At 69.2% G+C, this 17,227-nt stretch carries 14 protein-coding genes; 7 read left to right on the plus strand and 7 right to left on the minus strand.

Annotated features, from left to right (window positions below; genetic code table 11):
• Positions 1–95 precede the first annotated feature (95 nt).
• Complete coding sequence (locus tag AC07PR_RS21000) at positions 96–2,369, minus strand: RelA/SpoT family protein (RefSeq protein WP_483105564.1); 2,274 nt, start codon at positions 2,367–2,369, stop codon at positions 96–98.
• 45 nt (positions 2,370–2,414) lie between these two features.
• Positions 2,415–3,281 carry an alpha/beta fold hydrolase gene (locus AC07PR_RS21005; RefSeq protein WP_495136449.1) on the minus strand — a complete coding sequence of 289 codons (867 nt, stop codon included), beginning with the start codon at positions 3,279–3,281 and terminating at the stop codon, positions 2,415–2,417.
• Between the two features lie 48 nt (positions 3,282–3,329).
• On the opposite strand from AC07PR_RS21005, the gene AC07PR_RS21010 reads away from it, so the two are divergent.
• Complete coding sequence (locus AC07PR_RS21010) at positions 3,330–4,100, plus strand: 3-hydroxybutyrate dehydrogenase (protein WP_483105562.1); 771 nt, start codon at positions 3,330–3,332, stop codon at positions 4,098–4,100.
• Between the two features lie 3 nt (positions 4,101–4,103).
• Here AC07PR_RS21010 and AC07PR_RS21015 read toward each other — a convergent pair whose 3' ends face one another.
• Positions 4,104–4,841 (minus strand): SIMPL domain-containing protein, encoded by a 738-nt coding sequence (locus tag AC07PR_RS21015; protein ID WP_483105561.1) that lies wholly within the window; start codon positions 4,839–4,841, stop codon positions 4,104–4,106.
• Between the two features lie 237 nt (positions 4,842–5,078).
• Between AC07PR_RS21015 and ompR the strand changes: the two genes are divergently transcribed.
• Both ompR and AC07PR_RS21025 read left to right on the plus strand, forming a co-directional pair.
• A complete protein-coding gene (gene ompR, locus AC07PR_RS21020) occupies positions 5,079–5,807 on the plus strand; it encodes an osmolarity response regulator transcription factor OmpR (protein WP_067269272.1) in 729 nt (242 codons plus the stop codon).
• Between the two features lie 4 nt (positions 5,808–5,811).
• Positions 5,812–7,137, plus strand: a complete 1,326-nt coding sequence (locus AC07PR_RS21025) for an ATP-binding protein (protein WP_331613380.1) — start codon at positions 5,812–5,814, stop codon at positions 7,135–7,137.
• Between the two features lie 211 nt (positions 7,138–7,348).
• Here AC07PR_RS21025 and ispF read toward each other — a convergent pair whose 3' ends face one another.
• From ispF to ispD, 3 genes are all read right to left on the minus strand, one after another.
• The gene (gene ispF / locus AC07PR_RS21030; protein ID WP_483105560.1) at positions 7,349–7,837 is read right to left on the minus strand and encodes a 2-C-methyl-D-erythritol 2,4-cyclodiphosphate synthase; all 489 of its coding nucleotides are present in this window, start codon (positions 7,835–7,837) and stop codon (positions 7,349–7,351) included.
• 83 nt (positions 7,838–7,920) lie between these two features.
• A complete protein-coding gene (map, locus tag AC07PR_RS21035) occupies positions 7,921–8,676 on the minus strand; it encodes a type I methionyl aminopeptidase (protein ID WP_431102376.1) in 756 nt (251 codons plus the stop codon).
• The gene (gene ispD, locus AC07PR_RS21040; protein ID WP_495136450.1) at positions 8,673–9,422 is read right to left on the minus strand and encodes a 2-C-methyl-D-erythritol 4-phosphate cytidylyltransferase; all 750 of its coding nucleotides are present in this window, start codon (positions 9,420–9,422) and stop codon (positions 8,673–8,675) included. The genes map and ispD overlap by 4 nt, the downstream gene beginning before the upstream one ends.
• A 178-nt stretch (positions 9,423–9,600) precedes the next feature.
• Between ispD and AC07PR_RS21045 the strand changes: the two genes are divergently transcribed.
• The gene (locus tag AC07PR_RS21045) at positions 9,601–10,659 is read left to right on the plus strand and encodes an RNA methyltransferase (RefSeq protein ID WP_495136451.1); all 1,059 of its coding nucleotides are present in this window, start codon (positions 9,601–9,603) and stop codon (positions 10,657–10,659) included.
• A gap of 139 nt (positions 10,660–10,798) precedes the next feature.
• Here the strand turns inward: AC07PR_RS21045 and AC07PR_RS21050 are convergent, their stop codons facing one another.
• Entirely contained in the window at positions 10,799–11,995 is a 1,197-nt protein-coding gene (locus tag AC07PR_RS21050) for a ShlB/FhaC/HecB family hemolysin secretion/activation protein (protein WP_495136452.1), read from the minus strand.
• Between the two features lie 455 nt (positions 11,996–12,450).
• Here AC07PR_RS21050 and mfd point away from each other — a divergent pair, with 455 nt between their 5' ends.
• The 3 genes from mfd (at position 12,451) to AC07PR_RS21065 (ending at position 17,116) form a co-directional block, all read left to right on the plus strand.
• Positions 12,451–15,918, plus strand: coding sequence for a transcription-repair coupling factor (gene mfd, locus AC07PR_RS21055; RefSeq protein WP_495136453.1), 3,468 nt, complete (start codon positions 12,451–12,453; stop codon positions 15,916–15,918).
• Between the two features lie 183 nt (positions 15,919–16,101).
• The gene (locus AC07PR_RS21060; RefSeq protein WP_495136454.1) at positions 16,102–16,548 is read left to right on the plus strand and encodes a hypothetical protein; all 447 of its coding nucleotides are present in this window, start codon (positions 16,102–16,104) and stop codon (positions 16,546–16,548) included.
• Positions 16,535–17,116, plus strand: a complete 582-nt coding sequence (locus AC07PR_RS21065) for a PIN domain-containing protein (RefSeq protein ID WP_431102370.1) — start codon at positions 16,535–16,537, stop codon at positions 17,114–17,116. Before AC07PR_RS21060 ends, AC07PR_RS21065 begins: the two co-directional genes overlap by 14 nt.
• Positions 17,117–17,227 lie beyond the last annotated feature (111 nt).

Genomic DNA, 17,227 nt, shown 5'->3' on the forward strand with positions numbered 1-17,227 from the left:
CCTGAAGAGCCTCGCAGTATATGCCGGATTTTGAGGTCCGTCCAGGAAGTCGCCGGAAAAAGAACGTCAGACGCACGACGGACTCAACGACGAACTCAGCGACGTCGCGCGCTCCGGATGCCCGAGACCTGCGACAGCGCCACCAGCGTCTGCTGCAGGCGCTGCGCATCGCTCACCTCGACGGTGAAATTCATCCGCGACAGGTCGCTGCGCGCGGGCTTGCCCTTGCCGCTCTGCTGGTTCACCGAGACCACGTTGAGCTTGTCCTTCGCGAACAGCTCCAGCACGTCCCGCAGCAGCCCCGGCCGGTCCGTGGCCTCGACGACCAGGTCCACCGGGTACATCGCGCCCTTGCCCGCCCGGTCGGGCGCGGGCTCGCCCCACGCGACCGCGATCACGCGCTCCGGCGCCGCCTGCGCCATCTGACGCAGGTTCGCGCAGTCGCAGCGATGGATCGCCACGCCCTTGCCGCGCGTCACATACCCCGTGATCTGATCCGGCGGCGCGGGCCGGCAGCAGCGCGCCAGACTCGTCAGCAACGAGTCCACGCCCACCACCAGCACGCCGCCCTTGGGCGTGCGTCCTTCCCCGACCGCGCCTTTCGTGTGGCGCTGGACGAGCAGTTCCTCCTCGTCCGCCTCCGGCACCGGCGGACGCAGCAGCGTCTCGATGTTGCGCAGCGAGTACTCGTCCTTGCCGACGACCTCGAACAGCGCCTCCGCGCTCTTGAAGCCGAGCCGCCCCGCCAGATCGTCGAGCTTGATCGCCGTCTTGCCTTCGCGCTGCAGCAGCTTCTCGACCAGCTCGCGGCCCTTGGAGATCGTGTGCGTCTGCACCTGCGCGTTGAACCACGCGCGCACCTTGGCCTTGCTGCGCTGGCTCTGCAGATAACCGAGCTCCGCGTTCAGCCAGTCCATCGACGGGCCGCCCTCCTTGAGCGCGACGATCTCCACCGTCTGGCCGCTCTGCAGCGGCGTGTTCAGCGGCACCATCTGGCCGTCGACCTTCGCGCCGCGGCAGCGGTGCCCCAGGTCGGTGTGCACCGCATAGGCGAAGTCGATCGCGGTCGCGCCCGCGCAGAGCTCGACCACGTTGGCCTGCGGCGTGAACACGTAGATGCGGTCGTCGAAGTTCGAGTCGGTCTCGGCGACGTAGTCGCGTTCCCACGCCAGCAGTTGCCGCAGCACCGCCTTGCGGGCCTGCGCGACCTGCTCCTCGAACTCGCCCGCGGCGCTCACGCCGGCGTAGCCCTTGGTGCCCGCTTCCTTGTAGGCCCAGTGCGCGGCGACGCCGTGCTCCGCATGCTCGTGCATGGCACGCGTGCGGATCTGCACCTCCATCGGCCGGCCGTCCGCCGCGATCACCACCGTGTGCAGGGACTGGTAGCCGTTGGGCTTCGGACGCGCGATGTAGTCGTCGAACTCGCCGTCCACCGGCAGGTAGCGCTCGTGCAATTGCGCCAGCACCGCGTAGCAGTCCGCGACCTCCGGCACGACGACGCGCAACGCGCGCAGGTCGAAGACGCGTTCCAGCGTCAGGCCCTTGCCGCGCATCTTCTTCCAGATGCTGTACAGGTGCTTGGGCCGGCCCTGCACCTGCGCGTCGATGCCATGCGCCTGCAGTTCGCGCTCGAGCGCGGCCCGCACCGTTTCCACCGATTGCTCGCGCTCGACGCGCTTCTCGTGCAGGCCCTTGGCGAGCTGGTGGTAGTGCTCGGGCTCCAGGAATCGGAACGCCAGGTCCTCCAGTTCCCACTTGATCTGCCAGATGCCGAGCCGGTTGGCCAGCGGCGCGAAGACCTGCAGCGATTCCGCCGCCAGCTCGCGCGGGCACGGCGTCTTGCTGGCCGCGAACCAGCGCAGCGATTGCAGCCGCGACGCCAGCCGCAGCAGCACCACGCGCAAGTCGCGTGAGAACGCCAGCAGCATCTTGCGCACGAGCTCGGTCTGCTCCTGCCGGCGTTGCTCCTCGACGCGCGCCTCGCGCGCCGCGCGCTGGATCTGCACCAGCCGGCGCGTGTGCGCGACCAGGCTCGCATCGCTCTCGCCGAAGGCCTTGGCGACGATCTCTTCAGGCTTGTTCAGGTAATCGCCGGCGTACACCAGGTAGGAGGCCGCCTGCATGGACGGTGCCGCGCCGACGCCTGCCAGGATCGCCGCCACGCCGTCCGCGTGGTCGAGCGCCGGCTCCCCGGTGCCCAGCAGGTGATCGGCCAGCAGCGGCTCCGCGAACGCGCGGGCGCGTCGCACCGGGTCCGCCGTCTCTTCGGCGCGCGGCTGCGCCGCGGGCAACCGGTGAGGCAGGTCCCCGTCCAGCAGGGCCACGATGGGCGCCGCCTGGTCCTGCCGCAGCCCCAATTCCGTCTTCATTCGTCGTTCATCCGTGTCGTCGGGGGCGCGTGCGCCGCCGGGACGTCATCCGCGGTCGAGGAATTGCTCCACCACGCGGATCTGTTCTTCATGCACCAGCGTCGGCGCATGGCCGACTCCTGGGAACTCGTGCAGCTCGGCGCGCGGGCCGCGCTGCGTCATCAGCTCGGCGGTCGTGCGCGTCAGCAGGTCCGAATCGCCGCCGCGCAGCAGCAGCGTCGGACAGCGCACCGCGTCGTAGGCCGCCCAGAGCTGGGCCTCGCCGGCTTTCGCCAGCTCCGGCGTCAGTCCGGCCAGGCCCTGGCCGATGCGCGGGTCGTAATGCAGCCGGCAGCGATCGCCGTCAGGTTTGAACATCGCCCGCGACAGCGCCAGCCACTGGTCGTCCGTGTGCGGCCCGAAACCTTGCGAGATGCCGCGCAGGTAGTCCGCGCCCTGCTGGCAGTTCTCGAACTGCGGCGCCCGGCCGAGGTAGCTCGCGATGCGCTGCAAGGCGACGAACTCGATCGTCGGGCCCACGTCGTTGAGGATCAGCCGCTTGATCGGGCTGGCCGGCATCGCCGCCAGCGCCAGGCCGATCAGGCCGCCCATCGAGGTCCCCAGCCAGTCCACCTGCGCAGGACCCAGGCGCGCCAGCAGCGTGACCATGTCCGAGACATATTGAGGAAGCTGGTAGTTGCGAGGATCGCCCAGCCATTCCGACTCCCCGCGACCGACGACGTCGGGGCAGATCACCCGGAAACGGTCGCTCAGGCGTCGCGCGATCACGTCGAAGTCGCGGCCCTGCCGCGACAGCCCGTGCACACACACCAGCACCCGCGGGTTGTCGGCCTGCCCCCACTCCCAATACGCGACCCGGTGAAGGCCACAAGGGCTCAGCGCCTGGACTTTTTTCAACAAGGGTTCAGACATCGCTCGTATCCTTTGTCCCCATCCTAACAACCCTGAAGAGGACGCGGCATGTTGAAAGGCAAGACGGCGCTGGTCACCGGCTCCACGAGCGGCATCGGATTGGGGATTGCCCTGACCCTCGCCGAGCAGGGCGCGAACATCGTGCTCAACGGCTTCGGCGACCACGCGGGTCCGAAAGGACAGGTGGAGGCGCTCGGCGTGAAGGTCGGGTATCACGGCGCCGACATGAGCAAACCCGCCGAGATCGAGGCCATGATGGCCTACATCGACCAGGAATTCGGAGGCTGCGACATCCTGGTGAACAACGCCGGCATCCAGCACGTGGCCAACGTCGACGAGTTCCCGCCGGAGAAGTGGGACGCGATCATCGCGATCAACCTCAGCTCCGCCTTCCACACGATGCGCCTGGCGCTGCCCGGCATGAAGAAGAAGAACTGGGGCCGCGTCGTGAACATCGCGTCGACGCACGGGCTGGTGGCGTCGGCCGGCAAGTCGGCCTACGTGGCCGCCAAGCACGGCCTGGTCGGCCTGACGAAGTCGGCGGCGCTGGAGACCGCCCTCCTCCCCGTCACCGTGAACGCGATCTGCCCCGGCTGGGTGCTGACCCCGCTGGTGCAGAAGCAGATCGACGACCGTTCGGCCAGGGAGAAACTCGATCCCGCCGAGGCCAAACGTCAGCTGCTGGCGGAGAAGCAGCCCTCGCTGCAGTTCACGACGCCTGAGGAACTCGGCGCGCTGACCGTGTTCCTGTGTTCGGACGCCGCGATCAACGTGCGCGGCCAGGCCTGGGCCATGGACGGCGGCTGGACCGCGCAGTGAGCCTCACTTCGTCATCAGCACGTTGCCGTTGACGTTCACCGTGACGGTGGCCTTGCCGGATTCGACCGGCAGGGCTTCGTCGGCCGACGAGGCCATCGTCTTGAAGCGCGCCTGGGCCGCCATCATGACGGGCGCCGGCTGGTCGGCGTTCACGCTGACCTCGCCGATGCGGTAGCCCGAATAGCCGAACTGCTTCGCGTACAGGGCCGCCTTGGCCTTGTAGCTGGCGATCGCCTGCGCGACCACGTCGTCCTCGGCCTTCTCGCGCGCCTCGCGCGACAGCCCGTAGCTGACGTTGGCGATGGCCAGCGAGTTGATGCGGCCGCTCAGCTTGGAGATCGCGTCGATGTCGCGGCCCTGCACCAGCAGCTCGACGCTGCCCTGCCAGCCGGTGATCTGCGGCGCGGCGCTCGAGCTGCCCTTGGGCTGGCCGTAGCGCGGATAGACCGACAGGTTGCCCGCCTGCAGATCGACCTGCCCCGGCCTGGCGACCTTGCGCGCCTCGGTCAGCGCGGCCTCGAGCGCCTGCTTGAGCTCGTTCTGGACGGCGCCCGCCTCCTTGCCCTCGCGGGTGGTGGAGAAGCGCAGCTGCAGCAGATCGCGGGTCACTTCGGTGGTGGCCGAGGCATTCAGCGCGAGCACGTCGGTCCGGGCGGCCTGGGCCTGCGCCATCGCGGGCAGCACCGCCACCGCACCGGCGGCGATCAGGGTGCGGGCAAGGATCTTGGAGCTTCGGATCATTCGGGTTCCTACGGAGAGTCCAGGTGGGAACCAGCATAACGCGTGAGGAAAGCGTCACGGTTGACCACCACGGCGCGCCGTCCATCCGCCTTTTTGGGTCATTCATCGACCTCCGGTAGGGATATGGACAGCCCTGTTACAAAAGATGTAACCATCCGGTAAGGACTGATGCATCCCGCAAACAGGTCGAAAAACAGCCCTTACAGTCCCGCTGTTACAAATTCCGGAGTGGCCGCCATGCAAACCACAACCCGCCCCAACCGTGTCCTGGTCGTGGATGACGACGCCCGCATCCGCGACCTCCTTCGCCGCTATCTGGCCCAGGAGGGCTTCGAAGTCCTGCTGGCCGAAGACAGCAAGGCGCTCAACAAGCAGCTGACGCGCGAGACCGTGGACCTCATCGTCCTGGACCTGATGCTGCCCGGCGAGGACGGCCTGTCCATCTGCCGACGGCTGCGCGCCGCGGGCGACAGCACGCCCATCATCATGCTGACCGCCAAGGTCGAGGAAGTGGACCGGATCGTCGGCCTGGAGGTCGGCGCCGACGACTACCTGGCCAAGCCTTTCAATCCGCGCGAACTGCTGGCCCGCATCAACGCGGTGCTGCGCCGCCGTCCGCCGCCGGAAGCGCCGGGCGCGCCGTCCAAGGAACCGATGACGGTCCAGTTCGGCCCGTTCGAGTTCGACCTGGCGCTGCGCCGCCTGGCCAAGAACGGCGATCCGGTGCCGCTGACCACCGGCGAGTTCTCGATGCTGAAGGCCCTGGTGCGCCACCCGCGCCAGCCGCTGTCGCGCGACAAGCTGGCCATGCTGGCCCGCGGCCGCGAGTTCGAGCCCTTCGACCGCAGCCTGGACGTGCAGGTCTCGCGCCTGCGCAAGCTGCTGGAAGAAGATCCGGCGCAGCCGCGCTTCATCCAGACCGTGTGGGGGGTAGGCTACGTGTTCGTTCCGGACGAGGCGGCCTGATCCCGTGGCTCCCCCGCGTCTGGCGCTGAACCTGTTCTGGCGCACGTTCGCGCTGCTGGCGCTGCTGCTGGCGGCCGGTGTGCTGGCGTGGCAGCAGACCTTCAAGGCCCTGGAGGCCGAACCCAAGGCCCTCGAAGCGGCCCAGCAGCTGGCCGGCCTGGTCAACCTGTCACGCGTGGCGCTGTCCAGCACCGACGCGATCAACCGCGTGGCGGTGGTCAAGTCGCTGGCGCGCAGCGAGGCGGTGTCGGTCGAGGTCGCCGAAGCGACCGACCGCTGGCTCCCCTACGAGAACTCGCCCTTCGCGCAGCGTCTGCGCAAGGAGCTGGTCTCGCGGCTCGGACCGCAGACGGTGCTCGCGAGCGGGCTGAACGGCGTGCCGGGGTTGTGGGTGAGATTCGATGTCGGCCCGGACCAGTTCTGGCTGCAGACCAATCCGGCGCCGCTGCAGGCCAACATTTCCAGCAACTGGTGGTGGATCGCGATCGCGCTGGGCGCGTCGCTGCTGGGCGCCGCGGCGATCGCGCGGCTGATCAACCAGCCGCTGCGCGAGCTGTCGATCGCCGCGAGCCGCATCCGCGAGGGCGAGTACGACTCCCGCCTGGACGAAAGCACGCTGACCAGCGAGATCCGCGAGGTCAACATGGGCTTCAACCGGATGGCGCGCGAGCTGGCCAAGATGGAAGAGGACCGCAGCGTGATGCTGGCGGGCATCTCGCACGACCTGCGCACGCCGCTGGCGCGGCTGCGGCTGGAAGCGGAGATGAGCGTCAACGACGAGCAGGCGCGGACCTACATCGCGCAGGACATCGACCAGCTCGACGCGATCATCAACAAGTTCATGGACTACGCGCGGCCCAGCGAGCTGCAGCTGCAGGCGCTCAACCTGCGCGAGCTGGTGGAACGCGAGGCGCAGGGCTTCCGCGACCCGCAGCAGATCCAGATCAGCGTGCGGCTGTCCGCGGCGCTGCGCATCTGGACCGACCCGACCGAGCTGGGCCGCATCCTGCTGAACCTGTTCGAGAACGCGCGCCGCTACGGCCACCACGGCGACGAGCCGACGCGCGTCGAGGTGACCGCCGAGGCCGACAGCGCCTGGGTCCTGCTGACGGTGCGCGACCACGGGCCCGGCGTGCCGCCGGACAAGCTCGCGAAGCTGACGACGCCCTTCTACCGCGGCGACACGGCGCGCACGGCGGCGACCGGCGCGGGCCTGGGCCTGGCGATCGTCGAGAAGTCGGTGCAACGCCTGGGCGCGCAACTGCGGCTCGCGAATGCCGACGACAGCGGCTTCGTCGCGCAACTGAGGCTCAAGCGCGCGAGCGTCTGACGGCGTCCAAGCGCGAGAGCGTCTGACCGCAGTCGGCATTCCCGCTCGCGCAGTCAACCTGCCTCTCTGGCTCCCTCTCCCGCTTGCGGGAGAGGGTGGGGTGAGGGCCAGCGGACTCGGCAGTCAGCAAGAAGGCTTCAGCACTTCCACCGCCGCTGGCCCTCACCCCTGCCCTCTCCCGCAAGCGGGAGAGGGAGTGCGACCGAGCGATTCAGTCGGAGCGGACAAGCAGGCACACCGCGCGTGCCTCGATTGCCTTGAGTTCGCCGACGGGCCCCATCTTCTCGGCCGTCTTGGCCTTCACGTTGATCTGGCCGGGGTCGATGCCCAGCACTTCGGCGAGCCGCTGGCGCATCGCCGGGATATGCGGCGCCATCTTGGGCTGCTGCGCAATGATGGTGCCGTCGAGGTTGCCGATCACCCAGCCCAGGTCCTTCACGCGCCGGTAGGCCTCTTCGAGCAGCACCATCGAATCGGCGCCCTTGAACTCGGCGGCGGTGTCGGGGAACAGCTTGCCGATGTCGCCCAGCGCGGCCGCGCCGAGCAGCGCGTCGGTGATCGCGTGCGCGAGCGCGTCCGCGTCCGAGTGGCCCAGCAGGCCGTGCGTGTGCGGGACCGTGATGCCGCCGAGGATCAGCGGGCGGCCGGTGACGAGCTGGTGGGTGTCCCACCCCTCGCCGATGCGGAAATTCAGGACCATGAGGATGTGGCGTTGACTGCGGGGAACAAGCGGGGCGGCGGTCGAAAAAGCAGACGCGACGGAAGGAGCGGACGGGGCAGCGCTCAGTGCGGCAGCGCGTTCGTGACGACGAGCGGACCGTTGCGGGTGACGATCATCGTGTGCTCGAACTGCGCGGACAGGTTGCCCTTGACGCCGGAGAGGGTCCAGCCGTCGGCCTCCTCGTCGACCCAGCGGCTCTTGGTCGACAGGAAGGGCTCGATGGTGATGACCATGCCTTCGGTCAGCACGCGCGTGTCGTTCGCGTCGTAGTAGCCGGGGATGCTCTTGGGCTCCTCGTGCAGCGAGCGGCCGACGCCGTGGCTGCAGAGGTTCTCGATGATCTTGAACTTGTGCGCCTTGGCCACGCGCTCGATCGCGTGGCCGATGCGGTTGATCTTCGCCCCGGGTCTCACTTCCTTCATCGCCTGCTCCAGCGCGTACTGCGCGGCGAAGACCAGCTGCGTCTTCGTCGGCGTCGTCGGCGGAACGATGCGCGTGCCGCCGGTGTCGCCGAAGTAGCCGTCCAGCTCGGCCGAGACGTCGACGTTGACGACGTCGCCCTTCTGGATCACGCGGTCGCCGGGGATGCCGTGCGCGGCCTGCTCGTTGATCGAGATGCAGGTGGCGCCGGGGAAGTTGTACATCACGCGCGGCGCGGACTTCGCGCCGAATTCCGTCAGCCAGCGCTCGCCCATCTGGTCGAGCTCGAGCGTGGTCATGCCGGGCCGGATCGCGTCCAGCATGCGGCGCAGCACGGTGGCGACGGCTTCGCCGGCGGCCTTCAGGCCCTGGATATCGTCATCGGATTCGACAGTCATGCGCGGCTCCTGAGCAGGCGTTCGGCCAACGCGAAGTCGGCGGGATAGGTGACCTTGAAGTTTTCCATGGAAGCCTCGACCAGACGCGGCGAATGGCCCAGCGCCTCGACGGCGCTGGCCTCGTCGGTGATGCCTTCCATCGGGCCGGCCAGCGCGGGCATCAGCAGGCCGAGGCGGAACATCTGCGGCGTCTGCGCGGCCCACTTGCCGCGGCGGTCGACGGTGGCGGCGACGCGCGTCGACGGCGCCGCGCCGGGATCGGTGCCCGGGCTCGGGACCATCGCGTCCTTGAGCGTGTCGGCCACGGGCAACGCGAGCAGACCGCCGACCTCGTCGTCGTCGCAGGCGTCGATCAGCGCATCGACCCATTCGGGACGGAGCAGGCAACGGGCGGCGTCGTGGACGAGCACCCAGTCGTGCGGCTGGGCACCGCGTTCGCGCAAGGCCTGCAGGCCGGCGGCGACGGTGTCGGCGCGTGTCGCGCCGCCGGTCCGTGCGATCCAGCCGTGCTCGCCTTCGAAGCCAGGGACGGCGGATTCGAACTGGTCGTCGTCGGGTGAGAGCACGACCAGCGTGGCCTCGACCCGCGCGACGGCGCCGAGCGCCGCCAGCGTGTGCGCGATCAGGGCGCGGCCGGCGAGCGGGACGTACTGCTTGGGGCGGTCGGCGCCGGAGCGGCTGCCGACGCCCGCGGCCGGCACCAGCGCGAAGCAGCGCGGCGTCAGGCCGATGGGAAAGGAACTCATGGGGTCGATTGTAGGGAGCGCCTTGCAGGGAGCGCCAACCTCGGCATGAACGCCCTCTCCCGCACGGCGGGAGAGGGCGGGGGCTGAGGGCCAGCGGCGGTGGACGCGCGGCCCGACGCGGGGACGCCGATTCGATCGGCGAAAATCGGATCTCCTGATCCTCCCTGCCCTGCATGCCGTGTTCGCCATCGCCGACATCCACCGCCGCCTGACCGCGCTCGGCGCCAACGAGGCGCACGCGGGACGCGTGCTGCGGCACTGGGTCCAGGCCCGGCCGCTGACCGAGGGCCGGCGCCAGCTGGTGCACTACCTGCCGCTGGCGGTGCGCGACGCGCTGCCGGCGCTGATGGACGAGCTGCACGGGCTGGCGACACTGGTCGAGCGGCATCCGGGCGAGGACGGCTCCGCGCGACTGCTGGTGCGACTGCAGGACGGCCAGACGGTCGAGAGCGTGCTGCTGCCGCGCGACGGCCTGTGCGTGTCGAGCCAGGTCGGCTGCGCCGTGGGTTGCCGCTTCTGCATGACCGGCAAGGACGGGCTGCTGCGGCAGGTCACCGGCGCCGAGATCGTCGCGCAGGTGGCGCTGGCGCGTCGCGAGCGGGCGGTGAAGAAGGTCGTGTTCATGGGCATGGGCGAGCCGTCGCACAACCTGGAGGCCGTCATGGAAGCGATCGAGCTGCTCGGGCTCGAAGGCAACATCGGCCACAAGAACCTGGTGTTCTCGACGGTCGGCGACCTGCGCGCGTTCGAGCGGCTCGCCTCAGGTCCCGTCAAGCCGGCACTGGCCCTGTCGCTGCACACGACCAAGCCCGACCTGCGCCGCGAGCTGCTGCCGCGTGCGCCGCGGCTCACGCCGCGCGAACTGGTCGAGGCCGGCGAGCGCTACGCCCGCCAGACCGGCTATCCGATCCAGTACCAGTGGACGCTGCTGGCGGGCATCAACGACGGCGAGGACGAGCTCGACGGCATCGTCGACCTTCTCAAGGGCCGGTACGGCGTGCTGAACATGATCCCGTACAACAGCGTGCCCGAGCTGCCCTACGTGCGGCCCGACTGGGACAAGGCGCGCGACATCGCCCGCCGGCTGCATCAGCGCGGCGTGCTGACGAAGCTGCGCGACTCCGCCGGGCAGGATGTGGACGGCGGCTGCGGGCAGTTGCGGGCGCGCAGTCTCGATGTCCAGCTGACGTCGATGCGCGAGGCCCGTCGGTCGATTCCCATCGCCTCGGCGGACTGAGCATCAGCGAGCCTCGACCTCGACCTCAACGTCCGTCGGCGGCGGTCGGCGGGGGTCGGCGCATGTCGGCGGACGTCGGCGCACGTCAGCGCGCCTCGACGCACATCAACGCGCATCAACGCGCATCAACGCGCCTCGCTCACAACGCATAGGCGACGCTCACCCACAGCTGCGGCATCCGCGCCTTCGGCGCCGACAAGGACCGCCGATGCATCGCCGTGCCGAGGCGCCATCCCGCCGCGCCGTCCGCGCTCCAGGGTCCGTGCTGCCAGCGCAAGCCGACGCCAGCGCCGGCAAGCGTGCGACCCTGGGGCAGGACGCGCGCACGAGCGCTCGTCTCCCACGGCGTGTGGCTGAACCTCACCCGCCCGGCGTCGACGAACCCGAACGGCTCCAGGGCCTTCCACCGGTATCGCAGCTCCATCTGCGCCAAGACACCGTGGTCGCCCGAGGCCTCGCCCAGCGGCCACGCCCGCACGCCGTGCGCGCCGCCCAGGGGGAACTTCTTCGAGGCATCCAGGTTCTTGTTCGCGATCTGCCCGCTCCCGCGCAGCAGCAGTCCCCACGCGTTCCACTGCTTGAGCAGCGCCAGGTCGCTCGACAGCAGCAGGTATTCACCCGCCGAGCGCGCGCTCGCGGCATCAGCCACCGCCGCCGCCGCATCGCGCAGGCGCACATCGCCGACCTCCATCCACACGCCGCCCCAGGCGGCACTGCCCGCCGACGGAACCATCGCCGCCTGCAAGCCCGTGGTCACCGCCACCGCCCGTCGCGAATCGGTGAACGCCATCGCCTTGCGCGCGTAGGACGCGTTGGACGCGTTGGAGGCGTTGGAGGCGTTGGAGGCGTTGGACATGGTGGATGCCTTGGACGCATTGGGCGCGTGGCCCATGCGCCGCAGCTCCACGCCGATCTGCCAGCTCAACCGCCCGTTTCCCGTCGTGGTCAGCGGAACGTCCACCGCCGCCCCCAACGCGTCGACCTGCCCCTGTGCGCCGGACCGCGCGAGCGCCCTGCCCAGCCCGTAGTGGTGATGGCTGGCCGCCACCGCGCCCCGCGTGCCACGCGAGCCCAGCGGGAACTGGTAGGCCGCGATGCCATCCCAGCCCTTGGCGCCCGGCCCCGCACCCGAGGTGATCGAGACACCCGGCGGGCTTGACAACGCCTGCACCTGTGATCCTGTCGACAGCGACGCGGGTGATCCTGTCGACAGCGACGCGGGTGATCCTGTCGACAGCGACGCGGGTGATCCAGTCGGCGCCGACGAGGGCGTCGGGGCCTGACCGAGGACCGGCGCCACGCCCGCCAGACAGGCGAGGCCAACCGCAACGGACATCGCGTGCCGCCGGGCACCGGGAGAACACACGGATCGCCGCGACGACCGTCCGGTCGCTGGCGCCCCTTCGATGAATGAACTCTGCATGCTGGAGAAATGCTCAATGAGAGACCTCCATTCTTCGAAGCGCAGGCGTTCTCACCAATCGCCGCGGATCACCAACGCGGCGTCACCACCAGCCTCATCGCGGCACCTGGACCCTGGAATGCATCAGGAACCGCGCGCCGGGTACGCCGACTGCTCCCGGGATGGTCCGCACAACGCCCCTGCGCCCCAGCGCCCCTGCGCCTCCTTGCACCTCCGCCTTCTTGCGCCCCCTTGCGCCCACTTGCGCCCACTTGCGTCCCTCTTGCTTCCCCCTTCCGCGCCCCTTGTCGCTCCTGTCACGCCGTGTCGCGGCGGGCTCCCTACAATTCCCCCGAGCCCCTTCCCGGGGCTGTTCTCATTTGTGCGCCATGCAGCTGTCCACGATCTCCCCCGGCAAACGCTTCACCCTGCCCCGCCCCACCGGCTCCGCCGACGCGCTGCTGCTCGCCCGCTTCGCGCGGCAGCAGCAGGCCGCCGGCCGGCTGACGCTGATCGTCACCGCCGAGCCCGGCGACACGCAGCGCCTGGAGGACGAGCTCAAGTTCTTCGCGCCCGAACTGCGCGTCGCCGTCTTCCCCGACTGGGAGACCCTGCCCTATGACAGCTTCAGCCCGCACCAGGACCTGATCTCCGAACGGCTGGCCACGCTGTGGCGGCTGCTGCAGGCCAACGGGAAGCCGGTCGCCGAGCGCGACCTCGACGTCGTGCTGCTGCCCGCGACCACCGCGCTGACGCGGCTGGCGCCGCCGTCCTTCCTGGCCGCGACGACCTTCAACTTCCGCCAGAAGCAGCGCCTGGACGAGGCCGGCCTGAAGCGCCAGCTGACGCTGGGCGGCTACCAGCACGTCAGCCAGGTCGTCTCGCCCGGCGAATACGCCGTGCGCGGCGGCCTGATCGACCTCTACCCGATGGGCTCGCTGGTGCCCTACCGCGTCGACCTGTTCGGCGACGAGGTGGACTCGATCCGCGTCTTCGACCCGGACTCGCAGCGCTCGCTGTACCCGGTGCCCGAGGTCCGCCTGCTGCCCGGGCGCGAGTTCCCGATGGACGAGGCCTCGCGCAAGGCCTTCCGTGCCCGCTGGCGCGAGAAGATGGACGGCGATCCGACGAAATCGCGCATCTACAAGGACATCGACACGGGCCTGGCCACCGGCGGCATCGAGTACTACCTGCCGCTGTTCTTCGACGAGGTCGCCAGCGTGTTCGACTACGTGCCCGCCGAGGCCGGACTCGTCCTGCACGGCGAGGTGGACGAGGCGCTGCAGCGCTACTGGACCGACACGCGGGAACGCCACCGCTTCCTGCAGCACGACCCGGACCGCCCGATCCTGGCGCCCGAGGAGATCTTCCTGCGGCCCGAGGAGTTCTTCACCGCGACGCACCGCCACGCGGTACTGGCGGTGCGGGGCCACGAGGCCGTCGACTACGCACGCCCGCTGCCCGACGTCAGCGTCGAGCGCGGCGCGCAGGAGCCGCTCGCGCGCCTGGCCGCGCACCTGAAGTCCACCGACTTCCGCGTGCTGCTGCTCGCCGAGAGCGAAGGCCGCCGCGAGAGCCTGCTCGAGCTGCTGCGCGACAACAAGATCGATCCGCCGTCGGTGAAGGACCTCGCCGAATTCGAGGCGAACAAGGACGAGCGCTTCGTGATCACCGCCGCGCCGCTGGCGGCGGGCTTCTTCTGGTTCGAACCGGACGAGGGGCGCCAGATCCAGCTCTTCACCGAGACCGAGCTCTTCGCGACCACGCCCACCACGCGCCGCCGCCGCAAGCAGGAGCAGGTCAGCGACGTCAACGCGCTGATCAAGGACCTGTCCGAGCTGAAGGTCGGCGATCCGGTGGTGCACACGAACCACGGCATCGGCCGCTACCTCGGCCTGATCAACATCGACCTCGGCGACGGCCCCAGCGAGTTCCTGCACCTGGAGTACGCCGACAAGGCCACGCTCTACGTGCCGGTCGCGCAGCTGCACCTGATCAGCCGCTACACCGGCGTCAGCGCCGAGGAGGCGCCGCTGCACCGCCTGGGCTCGGGCCAGTGGGACAAGGCCAAACGCAAGGCCGCCGAGCAGGTCCGCGACACCGCCGCGGAGCTGCTCAATCTCTACGCCCGCCGCGCCGCGCGCGAGGGCCATGCGTTCCGCTACTCGCCGCACGACTACGAGGCTTTCGCGGCGAGCTTCGGCTTCGAGGAAACGCCCGACCAGCGCGCCGCGATCCACGCCGTCATCCAGGACATGATCAGCCCCAAGCCGATGGACCGGCTGGTGTGCGGCGACGTCGGCTTCGGCAAGACCGAGGTGGCGCTGCGCGCCGCCTTCGTCGCGGTGATGGGCGGCAAGCAGGTCGCGCTGCTGGCGCCGACGACGCTGCTGGCCGAGCAGCACTACCAGAACATCGCCGACCGCTTCGGCCGCTGGCCGGTCAAGGTCGCCGAGATGAGCCGCTTCCGCTCCGCCAAGGAGATCAAGGCGGCGATGGAAGGCCTGGCCGACGGCTCGATCGACATCGTCATCGGCACGCACAAGCTGCTGTCGGCGGAGGTGAAGTTCAAGCGCCTGGGACTGCTGGTCATCGACGAGGAGCACCGCTTCGGCGTGCGCCACAAGGAAGCGATGAAGGCGATGCGCGCCGAGGTCGACGTGCTGACGCTGACCGCCACGCCGATCCCGCGCACGCTGGGCATGGCGCTGGAGGGCCTGCGCGACCTGAGCGTCATCGCCACCGCGCCGCAGCGGCGCCTGGCGATCAAGACCTTCGTGCGCAGCGAGACCAGCGGCACGATCCGCGAGGCCATCCTGCGCGAACTCAAGCGTGGCGGGCAGGTCTACTTCCTGCACAACGAGGTCGAGACGATCGAGAACCGCCGCATGAAGCTCGAGGAGCTGCTGCCGGAGGCGCGCATCGTCGTCGCGCACGGCCAGATGCCCGAGCGCGAGCTGGAACGCGTGATGCGCGAGTTCGTCGGCGGCAAGCACAACGTGCTGCTGTGCTCGACCATCATCGAGACCGGCATCGACGTCCCCAGCGCCAACACCATCGTCATCAGCCGCGCCGACAAGTTCGGCCTGGCGCAGCTGCACCAGCTGCGCGGGCGCGTCGGGCGTTCGCACCACCAGGCCTATGCCTACCTGATGGTGCCGGACGTCGAGGGCCTGACCAAGCAGGCGGCGCAGCGGCTGGAAGCGATCCAGGCGATGGAGGAACTCGGCTCGGGCTTCTACCTCGCCATGCACGACCTGGAGATCCGCGGCGCCGGCGAGGTGCTGGGCGAGCACCAGAGCGGCAACATGATGGAGATCGGTTTCCAGCTCTACAACGAGATGCTGTCGGAGGCCGTGCGCTCGCTCAAGGCCGGCCGCGAGCCGGACCTGCTCAGCCCGCTGTCGGCGACCACCGAGATCAACCTGCATGCGCCCGCGCTGCTGCCGGACGCCTACTGCGGCGACGTGCACCAGCGGCTGTCCTTGTACAAGCGGCTCGCGACCGCGGACCGCGCCGAGCAGATCGACGCGATGCTCGAGGAGATCACCGACCGCTTCGGCAAGCTGCCGGCGCAGGGACAGACCTTGTTCGACACGCACCGCCTGCGCGTGCTGGCCAAGCCCTACGGCGTGATGAAGATCGACGCGGCGCCCAGCGTCATCAACATCAACTTCCGGCCAAACCCGCCGATCGATCCGATGCGGGTGATCGAGCTCGTGCAGAAGAACCGCAACATCAAGCTGGTGGGCAACGAGAAGCTGCGCATCGACAAGGCACTCACGGATCCGAAGGACCGCGCGCAGGCGGTGCGCGAGGTGTTGAGGCTGCTCGGCGCGCCGGTGGCGCAGGCCTGATCGCAGGTCTGCTTTGCAAGGGTGAAACGGCGGCTCCGGCCGCCGTTTTCAATGGCAATCCGGAGAAGTGACCGACCCTCACTCGAATTGCTGGAAGACGCCCGGCACGTCCACCAGTTCGAGTCAATGACGGCAGAGGAACCGCTTCCTAGACTGACGGCTTCTCAACTTCTGGGGATGCCGATGCATCAACACACGCCACTGTTACCCCTGATCGAAGCAAGCCGTCGGATCGATGCAGTCGAATCGATCGATGTCATGGCCGCCCGCCAAGCACAGGAAGACGCGGAAGAGGCGGCCTGGGATGCCGCACGCGAAGCCGAGTTCGCTGCCAAGGAGAGGGGATGCGCCTACGCGATGACTTGCTTCCAGTGCCGGCACCTGCCGCCGGACGACCGGCTGACCGATCCGGATTCGCTCATCCGCGCGATCTCCGAAAGCAAGCGCATCTCTCGCCTTATCCTGCATGCGCGCGAGGGCTGCGAGACCTGCCCGTACCTGCCGGAGAACTACGGTAAGCCGGTGCGGGCCCGGGTTCTCGGGCTGGACGACTGGGAGGACGATGCTGAAGTCGACAGGATCCGTCGCGCGCGCTTCGACGCCTGGGAGGCGCAACATGGATCGCGTTGAACCGCTCTACATGCTCGACACGAACATCATGAGCTACCTGATGGAGCGTCCCGGATCGGAACGGCTGGCTCACTGCCAGAAGCGCCTCGATTCACTCACCGGACGTGTCGCCATCAGCGTCATCGTGCAAGCCGAGATCTTCGCCGGGCTTGAGAAGAAGAACTCCAACCGCAAGGAGCTGCGCTTGCGGGAGCTGATGCGAGAGATCCGGGTCGAGTATCTCGATCGAGGACTCTGGTTTTCCGACCTCTACGCTTGCATCAGGTCCGCCAGCGAGCAGCGCGGCCAACGCATCGAACAGTTCGACGCAGCCATCGCCGCGCACGCGATGGCGCTGGGCGCAACCTTGATCAGCAAGGACAAGGGCCTGGCGCGTGTGGAGGGCCTGAAGCTGGAGTCCTGGGATGTTCCTGGCATCAGTGACCGGCAGCACGCCCCTCGCGTCTCGGAGCCGGCCGCCGCATACCTCTCGCGCTTGAGCGATACCCGCTTCGGTTGGGCCGAAACGCCGACATTCTGGATGACCGGCACTCGCGGAGCGACCTACGTCGGCGCGCATGCGCGCTGAGGCTTGCCTCGGCGAGTGCGCTAAGCTCCCGCCCGTCCCCGCCGACTGATTGCCGTGATCATCGGCGGGGACCTTCCGCATTCAAGGTCCCGCGCGCCGGGCCCCATCTTC

Source organism: Roseateles sp. GW821-FHT09H11, assembly GCF_059415845.1.